The following is a 12248-nucleotide window of genomic DNA, read 5'->3' as shown; positions in this document are numbered from 1 at the left end:
CGGAAAGGGCAGGGGGCGTCGGCCTTTCGGTGCTGTTAGGCAGCCACCAGGTCGTCGATCTGGTTGATCGCGGACGAGGCACCCTCGACCGCACCCATGTCCAGTACCTGCTGGAGTGCTTCGGCGCTCTGGTAGGTGCTGACATAGGTTGCTCGCGTGCCGCCTTCGAACTCCTCGAAGTTGTAGACGTTGCGTGAGACGGGCAGCTCCGGCTTCGGGGTGAAGTCCGGCTCTGCGAAACCGTCCGCGAACGAGAAACTCGTCGGTTCGTCGACGGCCGTGATGTCCCAGTAGCCGGCGTACTTCTCGCCGTCGGGGCCGGTCATGAAGTAGGTGGTGCGGGTGCCGGGCTTCAGATCGTGGTCGACCACCGTCGCGGGGAAGGTCGGGGGTCCCCAGATCTTCTCCAGCTGACGGGGATCGGCGTAGACCTGCCAGATGCGAGCCACCGGGGCGGCGAACTCGGCGGTGATGGTCAGAGTCAATGTGTCGGAGTCGTGCCGGACGTCGGTTACAGGCATTTCTCAGCCTTCCTCGGGGGATTCGAATGCGATGAGTTCGTCGATGCGCGCGATGCGACCGCGCCAGACCTGCTCCAGCTCGGTGAGCATGGACGCCACCGACCGCACTGCCGTCACGTCACCACTGGCCAACTGCTCGCGACCGCTGCGTCGCTTCACGAGCAGACCGGCCTTCTCCAGCACGGCGACGTGTTTCTGCACTGCAGCGAAGGACATGTCGTAGTTCGCTGCGAGAGCGGACACCGAGTGGTCCTCGGCCAGGACGCGTCGCATGATGTCGCGACGGGTCCGGTCGGAGAGCGCGTGGAACAGGGCATCGGCCCGGTCCTCGTCGTCTCCGCTCACATCTCCAAATGTACAACCGAATGGTTGTATGTCAAGACTTCGGAGCGATGACGAGTCGGTCGCCGTAGGCTGCGCGATGCTCCTCGTCGAGACCGTCGTCGGTGACGATGGAGGTGATCTCGTCGAGAGTCGCCACGCGGGCGAGTGCGCGCTCTCCGAACTTCGAATGATCCGTCACGACGATCGCCTTCTCGGCCGACCGGATCATCGCTCGCTTGATCGGGATCTCCAGCGTGTTGGTGTTGGTGATGCCGGCGGTGGGGTGCACGGCGTCGGCGCCGAGGAACGCCCAGTCGGCGGAGTAGTCCGAGAGGAACTGCACGGCGTGGTCGCCGACCAGGGTGTACACCGAACCGAGGAGCTCGCCTCCGGACACGAGAAGCCGGACGTCGGGAAATGCCGCAACATACTTCGCGATACGCAGGTCGTTCGTGAGGATCGTCAGCGACGCCTTGTGGCGCAGTGCCACGGCCACCTCGTAGGTCGTGGAACCGCTGTCGAGCACCACGCTGTCGCCGTCGGACACCATGGCGGCCGCTACCGCCGCGATCGCCGCCTTCTCCTCGCGGCGCACGTCCTTCTTGAGGGCGTACGGCACCTCGTGACCCGCGCCCTCGACCGCTCGGGCGCCCCCGTGTGTGCGCTCGACTTTCCCTTCGCGGGCGAGCGAATCGAGATCGCGACGGATCGTGGACGCATCGACGCCGAGATCGGCCGAGAGGGTCTTCGCATCGACATATCCGTCGGCGAGGATTCGGTGGAAGATCTCACGTCGCCGTGCGGTCGCGGACACGGTTGCTCCTAGGGCTCTGGGCACTCGAATTTCTGGGTACTCGGACGCCGTGGTCGGGGTCGGTGCACGACCATAACGCACGGGCGACACACCTTTGCGTGGATATTGACACTGTCTGCGCTCAGTGTGCATGATTTCGTGCAGGATTTGCGCGATAGTGCGTGATCGTTTCGCTGGCACCACGTTGTTCGGAGGTTGCACGGTAATGCTGAAGTTGGGATACAAGGCGTCGGCGGAGCAGTTCGGCCCGCGCGAGTTGGTGGAGTTGGGTGTGTTGGCCGAGGCGCACGGGATGGATTCGGCGACGGTGTCGGATCATTTCCAGCCGTGGCGGCACAACGGTGGGCATGCGCCGTTCTCGTTGGCGTGGATGACCGCCGTCGGTGAGCGCACCGAGCGGTTGCAGCTGGGCACGAGCGTGCTGACCCCGACGTTCCGGTACAACCCGGCGGTGATCGCGCAGGCTTTCGCGACGATGGGGTGTCTGTATCCGGGGCGGATCTTCCTCGGGGTGGGTACCGGGGAGGCGCTGAACGAGATCGCCACCGGTTATGCGGGCCAGTGGCCGGAGTTCAAGGAACGCTTCGCGCGGTTGCGGGAGTCGGTGCGGTTGATGCGCGAGCTGTGGCGCGGCGATCGGGTCGATTTCGAGGGCGAGTACTACACGACGAAGGGGGCGTCGATCTACGACGTGCCCGAGGACGGCATCCCGGTCTACGTCGCCGCGGGCGGTCCGGTCGTCGCGCGGTATGCCGGACGCGCCGGGGACGGGTTCATCTGCACCTCGGGGAAGGGCATGGAGCTCTACACCGACAAACTGCTCCCGGCCGTGGCCGAGGGCGCGGGGAAGGCGGAGCGGGATGTGGCGCAGATCGACAAGATGATCGAGATCAAGATCTCGTACGACACCGACCCGGACAAGGCGCTGGAGAACACCCGGTTCTGGGCGCCGTTGTCGCTGACGCCGGAGCAGAAGCATTCCATCGACGATCCGATGGAGATGGAGGCGGCCGCCGATGCGTTGCCGATCGAGCAGGTGGCCAAGCGGTGGATCGTGGCGTCGGATCCGGATGAGGCGGTCGAGCAGGTCAAGGCGTATGTCGACGCGGGATTGAATCATCTGGTGTTCCACGCGCCGGGTCATGATCAGAAGCGGTTCCTGGAACTGTTCGAACGCGACCTCGCCCCCCGCCTGCGCGCACTGGCGTGACGAAAGGCGTTGGCAGAAACATGGATACGGAAACACGGGATGTGACGACCACGAAGGCCTGGCGAGCCCTCGATGCCCACCGGGACGAGATCGCCGCGGTGTCCCTGCGGGAGTTGTTTGCGATCGAGCCGCAGCGGGCGCAGGCGTTGACCGCGCACGCCGGGGATCTGGTGGTCGACTTCAGCAAACAGCGTCTCACCGGTCGCACTCTCGAACTGCTCCTGCAGCTGGCGGAGCAGACGGGTGTGGCCGCGGCCAGCGAGGCGATGTTCTCGGGTGCGCACATCAACGTCACCGAGGACCGCGCGGTGCTGCACACCGCCCTGCGCCTGCCCCGCGACGCGGAGCTGGTCGTGGACGGGGTCGATGTCGTCGCCGATGTCCACACGGTGCTCGACCGGATGGGCGAGTTCACCGACCGCCTCCGCAGCGGCGACTGGCGCGGCGCCACCGGCGAGCCGATCGCCACGGTGGTCAACATCGGCATCGGCGGCTCCGATCTCGGCCCGGCGATGGTCACCCGCGCGCTGCGGCGTTTCCACGACGGGCCGGCGGCGCGGTTCGTCTCCAACGTCGACCCGGCGGATCTGACCGCGGCGCTGGCCGATCTGGACCCGGCCACCACCTTGTTCATCGTCGCGTCGAAGACGTTCTCCACCCTCGAAACCCTCTCCAACGCCACCGCCGCCCGCCGCTGGCTCGTCGACGCCCTCGGCGAAGACGCCGTCGCCCAGCATTTCGTCGCCGTCTCGACGCATACGGAGCGGGTGGTCGAGTTCGGCGTCGACCCGGCGAACATGTTCGAGTTCTGGGACTGGGTCGGTGGGCGTTATTCGGTCGGTTCGGCGATCGGGCTGGCGGTGATGTGCGCCATCGGCAAGGCCCGGTTCGGTGAGTTCCTCGCCGGTATGCACGCCATCGACACCCACTTCGCCACCGCCGACCCGGCACAGAACGCACCGTTGTTGGCGGGGTTGATCGGGGTGTGGAATGCGAGCGTCCTCGGCCACCGGTCGCGGGCGGTGGTGCCCTATGCGCAGGATCTGGCGCGGTTGCCGGCCTATCTGCAGCAACTGACCATGGAATCGAACGGCAAGTCCGTGCGCGCCGACGGCACCGCGGTGGTGTGTCCGACCGGGGAGGTGTTCTGGGGCGAGCCGGGTACCAACGGTCAGCATGCCTTCTTCCAGTTGCTGCACCAGGGCACCGAGATCGTCCCCGTCGACTTTCTCGGCCTGGCCCGTAGCGGCGATGATCTACCGGCCCGCGACGGGCAGACCAGCATGCAGGTGTTGTTGCTGGCGAACATGTTCGCCCAGGCCAAGGTCCTCGCGTTCGGGCGTGATGCCGGCGAGGTTCGTGCCGAAGGGGTCGACGAGGCGTTGGTGGCGCACAAGGTGATGCCCGGGGATCGGCCGTCGACGACGATCCTCGCCCCCGAACTGACCCCGTCGGTGGTGGGGCAGATCATCGCGTTCTACGAGCACCAGACCTTCGTCCAAGGGGTGATCTGGGGGATCGACTCGTTCGATCAGTGGGGTGTCGAACTCGGCAAGACCCAGGCCACCGCGCTGCAGGCGGTGCTCGCGGGTGATGAGACCCCCGATACCGGCGACGCCTCGACCGACCACCTGATCGAGGTCTACCGCACCCTGCGCGACGGAGGGAGATAGGACATGCCCGCGCTGAAGTTGCTCTATCTGCCGCCTCCCGTTGCCGAGGAATGGGATTGGCAGATGGGCGCGGCTTGTCGCGACGCGGACGGCTCGTTGTTCTTCCACCCGGACAACGAGCGGGGCGACGCGAGAGAGAACCGCATGGCCTCGGCCAAGAAGGTCTGCGCTCGTTGTCCGGTGCGGGAGAAGTGCCTTCAGTACGCTCTCGATTCCGGTGAACGCTACGGGATCTGGGGTGGGCTCACGGAGGACGAACGCACCCGGGTGCGAAGGGCCCGCCGGCGCCGCACGAGCCGGTGATGACCGCCCGTCCTCACCCGCCGGAGACGACCCGCCCGATGACCCGGGCGGCCTCCCGGAAGGCCGCGGGATTCGGTCCTGCGAAGTTGAGCCGGAGGTACTGACCGGTGGGCTCCGCCGGGAACCATTCGCCGCCCGCCGCGACGAGCACCCCGGCAGCCTCGCACTCGCGCGCTACGACCTCGGCGTCGACGTCGTCCGGGAGCCTGCCCCACAGGTTCAGACCACCGGGTGGCAGCCCGTCGACAGCCACATCCGGTGCAAGCTCGCGAAGTTCGCTCGCGAGGAGGTTACGACGCGATTCGAGCTCGCGACGCACGGCTCGCAGATGGGTCTGCCATGCCGGCTGGGTGACGACGTCGAGCGCGACCGTCTGGAGAACGCCGCTCACATAGACGGATTCGGCCTGCACGTCGGCGAGGATGCGTTCGCGAGCGGGTCCTCGCGCGACGATCGCCGCGACCCGCACCGACGGCGCGACACTCTTGGTCAGCGAGCGGACGTAGACGACGTGGCCGGAGTCGTCGCGTGCGAAGAGCGGAACGGACTCGGTCGAGATCCCGAAGTCGTGGGCCCAGTCGTCCTCGATGACGAATGCTCCCGCATCGCGCACGACGTCGAGGACCCGATCACCGGTCGACGACGACCATTGCGCCCCGCTGGGATTCGCGAAGTTCGGTTGCGCGTAGAAGGCGCGCGCCCGGGTCCGGTCGAAGGCGCGGGCCAGTTCGTCGGGATCGGGTCCGTTGGGTCCGCTGGAAACCGGGACGAGCTGCACACCCGCCTTCGTGGCCGCGAGGATCGCACCCCAATAGGTCGGTGACTCCACGACGAGGGGATTGCCGGCGCCGACGAGCGCGCGGAAGATCGACCCGAGTCCGCTCTGGCTGCCGGGGGTGATGATCACGTCCCCCGCGGACGGCGGAGCGGTGCGCGCATTCGTCGCTTCCGCCAGTTCCGCGGCGAACCACGCCTGCAGTTCGGGAAGTCCCGCCGCCGGTGTCCGTCCGACGGCGGCATCGCTGCGGGACGCGCGTGAATATGCTCCGCGGACAAGGCGTTCGGGGAGCAATGTGCGATCGGGGTAGCCGGAGTGGAGCGTGATCACGTCGTTCGGCACGGTGCGCAGGGCGGCGGAGGCACGGGGGAGCGGCGGTGCCGTTCCGAGCGCTTCCGTCTGCCAACTGTGATCGATCGTGTTCGACGTGCGGATCTGACGGACGAAGGTGCCGACTCCCGTGCGGCTCTCCACGAGACCTCGGGTCTGGAGTGTCTTCAGTGCCTTCTGCACCGTGACGGGGCTGACGCCGTACTGCGCGACGAGCGACCTCGTCGACGGCAACCGGGCGCCGGGTGCGGCGGTGGCGACCCATCGGGTCAGTTCCGCAACGAGCTGGGAACTGCTACTGTTCGACATGAGAGCAAAGAGTAGCGCTATCGTATCCGACCGGCCAGTGCTATCGCCCGATCCTCGCGGGCTCGCCTGGGGTCTGCTCGGCGTCGCAGGTTTCTCCCTGACCGTGCCGCTCACCCGCATCGCCGTCGAAAGTGGAGCGATGTCACCGCTGTTCGTTGCCGCCGGCCGCGCGGTCGTCGCGGCGGTCCTCGCCGCTCTCGCACTTGCCCTCACGGGACAACGACTCCCGAACGGACATCAATGGTGCAGGATCGCCGTCGTCACGGGTGGAGTAGTGATCGGATTTCCGATGCTCACCTCGTACGCCCTGACCACGGCACCGGCGAACCACAGCGCGATCGTCATCGCGATCCTTCCCGCCGCGACCGCGGTGGTCGCGGTGCTGCGGGACCACGAACGGCCGCCGATTCCGTTCTGGGTGGCTGCGGGTGCGGGGACGGTCGCCGTCATGGCCTTCGCGGGCCTGCGTGGCGGAGGTGTCGCAGGATTCGGTCGAGCCGATCTGCTGTTGCTCGGTGCGGTGGTCGCCGCGGCGTTCGGCTACGCGGAAGGCGGACTGCTGTCGCGGGAGATCGGTGCGTGGCAGACGATCTCGTGGGCGCTGGTGCTGGGGTCGCCACTGATGGTGACGCTCACCCTCGTCTCGTTCGCCGACGGACTGCCGCAGGGCGGGGTGACGCACTGGGCGTCGTTCGCGTATCTCGGTATCGTCAGCATGTTCCTCGGGTTCTTCGCGTGGTACCGAGGCCTGGCGATCGGGCCGATGGCGCGGGTCGGGCAGGTGCAACTGACCCAGCCGATCATGACGGTCGGCTGGGCCGCCTGGCTGCTGGGAGAACCGTTGACCTGGGCGGTGGTGGCGGGCGGTGCCGTCGTCGTGCTGTGTGCCGGCACCGCCGTCCGCGTCCGTCGGAACTGAACGTCAGTCCTTGTCGAGGAAGAAGTCCCAGCGCGGGTTGTCGCCGCCGCCGTACCGCGACAGGTCCGTTACCCCGGCCTCGGCCAGGACGTCGGCGTCGACGAAGCACTGCCCAGTGGTCTCCTTCGCCGGTCGCGAGAGGATCTCGACCGCGGCGTCGGCCATGATCTCCGGGCTGCGGGAGGCGGCGAGCAGCGCTTCACCGTCGGGGGTGTTGGCCACGGCGGAGGTCGCGATGTAGGTCTCGGGCCACAGGCAGTTCGCCGCGACGCCCGCGTCGGCGTATTCGGCCGCGAATCCCAGAGTGAGCAGCGACATTCCGTACTTCGACAGCGTGTACGAGGGGTGCACGCCGAGCCAGTGCGGGTTCATGTTGACCGGCGGGGCGATGGTGAGGATGTGCGGGTTGGGCGACTCCCGCAGGTGCGGCAGCGCCGCCTTGGAGAGCAGGAACGTTCCGCGGCAGTTGATCTCCTGCATCAGGTCGTACTTCTTCACCGAGAGGGATTCGGTGGGTTCGGTGGCGATGGCGCTGGCGTTGTTGACGCAGATGTCCACGCCGCCGAACCGTTCGAGCGCTGTGTCGACGGCCCGCTGGACATCGTCCTCCTTCCGGACGTCGCCCACCACCGCGACAGCTTTGCCGCCGGCGGCCTCGATGTCGGCGACGGCGGTGTGCACCGTCCCCTTCAGTTTGGGGTGGGGTTCGGCGGTCTTCGCCAGGAGCACCACGTTCGCGCCCCGACGGGCGGCGGCGACCGCGATGGCCAGTCCGATACCGCGGCTCGCGCCGGAGATGACCATGGTGCGGTCGCTGAGGGCATTCTGACTCGACATCGTTCTCCCTGGTCGCCTTCGATTGTCCAGCTCTGTTCTCCGCAATGATATTGGCATTCTCTTTTTCTGCAAGTAATGTATCCGGCGTGAACGACTTCGCAGAAACCTCGTCGGGTATCCCGCTCGAGCCTGTCTACGGGCCGGGCGACCGCGCTGCCGAACCGCCGGCGCCGGGAAGCTTTCCCTTCACGCGCGGGAACTTCCCCAACGGCTATCGGGGCCGGTTGTGGACGTTTCGTCAGTACTCCGGGTTCGGTACTGCGGAGGAGTCCAACCGCCGCTACCGCTACCTGCTCGAGCAGGGCGGAACCGGACTGTCGGTCGCGCTGGATCTACCGACCCAGTGCGGCTACGACTCCGACGACCCCGAGGTCGGTGAGGAGGTGGGCCGCGTCGGCGTCGCCGTCGACACGCTCGCCGATGCGGAGGTGCTGTTCGACGGCATCCCGCTCGACAAGATCAGCACGAGTTTCACCATCAACGGCACCGCCGCGATCCTGCTCGCCTTCTACGTCGCCGCCGCGGAGAAGAAGGGGGTGCCGCGCGAGAAGCTCACCGGCACCATCCAGAACGACATCCTCAAGGAGTACGCCTCCCGCGGCACGTGGATCTGGCCGCCCGAGCCGTCGCTCCGTCTCATCGCCGACACCATCGAGTTCTGCGCCGCGGAAGTGCCGCGCTTCAACGCGATCTCGGTGGCCGGCGCCCACTTCCGTGATGCCGGCGCGAACGCGGTGCAGGAGATGGCGTTCACCCTCGCCGACGGTGTCACCTACTGCGACACGGTGGTCGAGCGCGGGCGGATGACCATCGACCAGTTCGCCCCGCAGATCTCGTTCTTCTTCTACACCCACGGCGACTTCTTCGAGGAGATCGCCAAATACCGTGCCGGACGACGCCGTTGGGCGACGATCGTGCGCGAGCGTTACGGCGCCACCACCGACAAGGCGTCGATGTTCCGCTTCGGATGCGTCGCCGGTGGCGCTTCGCTGTATGCGCCGCAGGCGCAGAACAATCTCGTGCGCGTCGCCTACGAGTCCATGGCGTCGGTGCTCGGCGGCGTGCAGTCGATGTTCACCGCCGCCTGGGACGAACCGTTCGCCCTGCCCAGTGAGGAATCGGCGACCCTCGCGTTGCGCACGCAGCAGATCCTCGCCTACGAGACCGGCGTGACCCGCGTCGCCGACCCGCTCGGTGGGTCGTACTTCGTCGAGGCGCTCACCGACGCGACCGAGGAGCGCATCGTCGAGATCATGGCCGATCTCGAGAAGCACGGCGGCATGGTCCGTGCGATCGAGGACGGCTACCTGCAGGGCCTCATCGCCGACGAGGCCTACAAGATCCACCAGGAGATCGAGAACGGCGACCGGCCGGTGGTCGGTGTGAACAAGTTCGTCTCCGACGAACCGCAACCCGAGATCTCCACCTACGAACTCGACGCCGAAGGCCGCGAGATGCAGCTGAAGCGACTCGCGAAGGTCAAGGCCGAACGCGACCCTGACACGGTGCGCACCACACTCGCGGCCCTGTCCCGCGCAGCGGAAGGAACCGACAACCTCATGCATGCCCTGATCGATTGCGCCAACGCGTATTGCACGGTGGGAGAGATGGTCTCCGCGCTGAAGAACGTGTGGGGCGAGTTCCAGCAGCCGGTGGTGTTCTGATGACCGCCCGCATTCTTGTCGCCAAGCCCGGACTCGACGGACACGACCGCGGTGCGAAGATCGTCGCGCGTGCCCTGCGCGACGCCGGTTTCGAGGTTGTCTACACCGGCATCCGCCAGAAGGTCGAGGACATCGTCTCGATCGCCGTGCAGGAGGACGTCGCGGTGGTCGGCCTGAGCATCCTGTCGGGTGCCCACGTCGCACTCACCACGAAGGTCGTCGAAGGCCTGCGAGCGGCGGACGCCGGCGACATCGACGTCATCGTCGGCGGAACGATCCCCCAGGGCGACGTTCCGAAACTGCTCGATGCCGGTGCCGCGGCGGTGTTCCCCACGAGCACACCGCTGGACGTGCTCGTCACCGAGATCCGCAAGCTCACCGGGACGTCCGAGACGTCCTGAGCCCGGTACACACCCACATCATCGAGTTCGGGAACCTGGAGGAATCGTGCGTATCGGAGTGATGGTCGGCCCGGAACAGGGCGACACCAACCGCAAGGTCGACCGCATGCTGAAGGACGTCGAGTGGGCCGAATCGGCCGACCTCGACACCGTGTGGGTGCCGCAGATCCCCACCGACTTCGACGCATTGACAGCCGTCGCCCTGATGGGCACGCGGACGTCGCGTATCGAGATCGGTACGGCCGTCGTGCCTCTGCAGGCACAACACCCGGTCCACCTGGTACGGCAGTCGCTGTCGACGCACGCCGCGCTCGGCGGCCGCCTCGCCCTCGGTGTCGGCCCGTCGCACCACTGGATCGTGCAGGACATGCTCGGCCTGCCCTACGACAAGCCCGTGAAGTACACGCGCGACTATCTCGAGGTGCTGGGTGCCGCGCGCGACCTGCCGGGATCGATCGACGTCGAGAACGACACCTTCAAGGTCCACAATCCGCTCGACATCGCGCCGGTCGCGCCCATGCCGGTGCTCGTCGCGGCGCTCGGCCCGGTCATGCTGAAGATCGCCGGCGAACTCGCCGACGGCACCGTGCTGTGGATGGCCGACGAACGCGCCATCGCCGAACACATCGCCCCGCGCATCACCAAGGCGGCCGAGGAAGCGGGTAAACCGAAGCCGCGGATCGTCGCCGGCGTGCCGGTCTGCCTGTGCGCACCGTCGGAGGTCGACGTCGCCCGCGAGCGCGCCAATCGCATTCTCGCCGAAGCGGAGATCTCGCCCAACTACCAGCGGCTCCTCGAACACGGACAGGCGAAGGACATCGGCGACATGGCCATCGTCGGCGACGAGGACGCGATCCTCGCCGGTTTCCGCCGCTACGAGGAGGCCGGCGTCACCGACCTGTCGATGCGGCTGCTGCCCATCGGCAACACCCGCGACGAGCTGGTCGCGTCGAAGTACCGCACCCGCGAGGTCGTCGCCGAACTCGTGAAGGAACTGCGGTGACGGCAGGTCCGCTCGCGGGGATCAGGATCCTCGAGGTCGGTCACATCCTCGCGGGCCCGTACGCGACGATGCTGCTGGCCGATCTCGGGGCCGAGGTGACGAAGATCGAGCCGCCCACCGGGGATCTCTCCCGCCAGGTGAGCGACGCCTACTTCGCGAGCCTCAACCGGGGCAAGCGCAGCATCTGCCTCGACCTGACGACCGACGACGGCATGCGCCGCCTCGGCGAGCTCGCTGCCGAATCCCATGCGCTACTGGTCAATCTCAAGCCGTCGGCCATCCGGAAGTTCGGCCTGACCTACGACGCGCTGCGCAGATGGAACGACAAGATCGTCTGCGTCGCGATCACGGGATACGGGCTCGACGGCGGCGACGACCCGGCCTTCGACTACGTGGTGCAGGCCCAGACCGGTGTCGCGGCGTTGACCGGCGACCCCGACGGCCCGCCCATGCTGCCCGGTTACTCGGCGGCCGACAACTCGACGGGTATGACCGCCGCGCTCGGTCTGCTCGCGCAGATCGTGTCCGGTCGCGGGGGCCAGGTCGACGTGTCGTTGCGCGACGTCATGCTGTCGCAGCTGAACTACCGTGCCTCGGCGTATCTGAACGAGGGCACCGAGCCGCGACGCATGCCGAACGGGGCACACTCGTACTACGTTCCCGCGCAATTGTTCCCGACCGCCGAGGGCACGCTCGCGCTGTTCGTCACGCACGACGGTTTCTGGCGGATCTTCGCTGCCGAGGCCGAGATCGACGGGTTTCCGACCATGGCCGAACGCGCACAGCGGCGCGACGAGGTGCTCGCGGTGGTCACCGAGGCGCTCTCGCGCGACACCGCTGCCGGCTGGGAGGCCCGTCTCCGTCCGCTCGGGGTGCCGGCGGCCGCGGTCCGATCACTGCCCGACGCGCTCGACGCGACTCCCGAGATGGTCGTCACCGCCGGTGACTTCCGTCTGGTAGGCAGCCCGATCCGGGTGATCGGGTACGAACCGCAGTACGGACCGCCTCCGAAGCTGGGTGAGCACACCGACGCGCCGGTGACCGTGGGACCTGCCTGATCCGACAGGTTCCGTGATTCTGCGTTCGGTGATACTGCGTTCCGTGATTCTGCTCCGAACCGCCGCCTCCTCCGTAGCCTGGACGTACCACGGGCGCGGTGGGG

13 protein-coding genes are annotated in these 12248 nt (G+C 67.4%); 8 read left to right on the top strand and 5 right to left on the bottom strand.

The features are described 5' to 3' along the window. Positions 1-35 precede the first annotated feature (35 nt). The 3 genes from U9J23_RS21540 to U9J23_RS21530 are packed head-to-tail and all read right to left on the bottom strand — an operon-like array spanning position 36 to position 1659. Entirely contained in the window at positions 36-521 is a 486-nt protein-coding gene (locus U9J23_RS21540) for an SRPBCC family protein (RefSeq protein WP_059384706.1), read from the bottom strand. Positions 522-524: 3 nt separating this feature from the next. Further along, a complete protein-coding gene (locus tag U9J23_RS21535) occupies positions 525-866 on the bottom strand; it encodes an ArsR/SmtB family transcription factor (protein WP_059384707.1) in 342 nt (113 codons plus the stop codon). A gap of 31 nt (positions 867-897) precedes the next feature. After that, positions 898-1659, bottom strand: a complete 762-nt coding sequence (locus tag U9J23_RS21530; protein WP_059384708.1) for a DeoR/GlpR family DNA-binding transcription regulator — start codon at positions 1657-1659, stop codon at positions 898-900. 205 nt (positions 1660-1864) lie between these two features. Here U9J23_RS21530 and fgd point away from each other — a divergent pair, with 205 nt between their 5' ends. The 3 genes from fgd to U9J23_RS21515 are packed head-to-tail and all read left to right on the top strand — an operon-like array spanning position 1865 to position 4845. Then, positions 1865-2869: a glucose-6-phosphate dehydrogenase (coenzyme-F420) gene (gene fgd / locus U9J23_RS21525; protein ID WP_272269835.1), complete on the top strand. Its 1005-nt coding sequence runs from the start codon at positions 1865-1867 to the stop codon at positions 2867-2869. Positions 2870-2889: 20 nt separating this feature from the next. Then, positions 2890-4542, top strand: coding sequence for a glucose-6-phosphate isomerase (gene pgi, locus U9J23_RS21520; RefSeq protein ID WP_326600339.1), 1653 nt, complete (start codon positions 2890-2892; stop codon positions 4540-4542). Between the two features lie 3 nt (positions 4543-4545). Next, positions 4546-4845: a WhiB family transcriptional regulator gene (locus U9J23_RS21515; protein WP_326600337.1), complete on the top strand. Its 300-nt coding sequence runs from the start codon at positions 4546-4548 to the stop codon at positions 4843-4845. A gap of 13 nt (positions 4846-4858) precedes the next feature. Here U9J23_RS21515 and U9J23_RS21510 read toward each other — a convergent pair whose 3' ends face one another. Continuing rightward, a complete protein-coding gene (locus tag U9J23_RS21510; protein WP_230790383.1) occupies positions 4859-6262 on the bottom strand; it encodes an aminotransferase-like domain-containing protein in 1404 nt (467 codons plus the stop codon). Between the two features lie 37 nt (positions 6263-6299). Here U9J23_RS21510 and U9J23_RS21505 point away from each other — a divergent pair, with 37 nt between their 5' ends. Then, positions 6300-7181 carry a DMT family transporter gene (locus U9J23_RS21505; RefSeq protein WP_326600334.1) on the top strand — a complete coding sequence of 294 codons (882 nt, stop codon included), beginning with the start codon at positions 6300-6302 and terminating at the stop codon, positions 7179-7181. A 3-nt stretch (positions 7182-7184) separates the two neighbouring features. Here U9J23_RS21505 and U9J23_RS21500 read toward each other — a convergent pair whose 3' ends face one another. Then, positions 7185-8018: an SDR family oxidoreductase gene (locus U9J23_RS21500; RefSeq protein ID WP_059384006.1), complete on the bottom strand. Its 834-nt coding sequence runs from the start codon at positions 8016-8018 to the stop codon at positions 7185-7187. 86 nt (positions 8019-8104) lie between these two features. Here U9J23_RS21500 and U9J23_RS21495 point away from each other — a divergent pair, with 86 nt between their 5' ends. Genes U9J23_RS21495 through U9J23_RS21480 form a run of 4 tightly spaced genes read left to right on the top strand, consistent with a single transcriptional unit; the run spans position 8105 to position 12144 of the window. After that, positions 8105-9682, top strand: a complete 1578-nt coding sequence (locus U9J23_RS21495) for a methylmalonyl-CoA mutase family protein (RefSeq protein WP_326600331.1) — start codon at positions 8105-8107, stop codon at positions 9680-9682. Further along, positions 9682-10083: a cobalamin B12-binding domain-containing protein gene (locus U9J23_RS21490; RefSeq protein WP_230790392.1), complete on the top strand. Its 402-nt coding sequence runs from the start codon at positions 9682-9684 to the stop codon at positions 10081-10083. The genes U9J23_RS21495 and U9J23_RS21490 overlap by 1 nt, the downstream gene beginning before the upstream one ends. Before the next feature lie 46 nt (positions 10084-10129). Further along, the gene (locus tag U9J23_RS21485) at positions 10130-11086 is read left to right on the top strand and encodes an LLM class F420-dependent oxidoreductase (RefSeq protein ID WP_272268986.1); all 957 of its coding nucleotides are present in this window, start codon (positions 10130-10132) and stop codon (positions 11084-11086) included. Further along, positions 11083-12144, top strand: coding sequence for a CaiB/BaiF CoA transferase family protein (locus U9J23_RS21480; RefSeq protein WP_272268987.1), 1062 nt, complete (start codon positions 11083-11085; stop codon positions 12142-12144). The genes U9J23_RS21485 and U9J23_RS21480 overlap by 4 nt, the downstream gene beginning before the upstream one ends. The last annotated feature ends 104 nt before the right edge of the window (positions 12145-12248 follow it).

Origin of the sequence: Rhodococcus sp. PD04 (assembly GCF_035918275.1) — a bacterium.
Taxonomy (GTDB): Bacteria; Actinomycetota; Actinomycetes; order Mycobacteriales; family Mycobacteriaceae; genus Rhodococcus; species Rhodococcus rhodochrous.
Note: the sequence above shows the minus strand (reverse complement) of the source record. Positions and strands in the feature narration are given on the sequence as shown.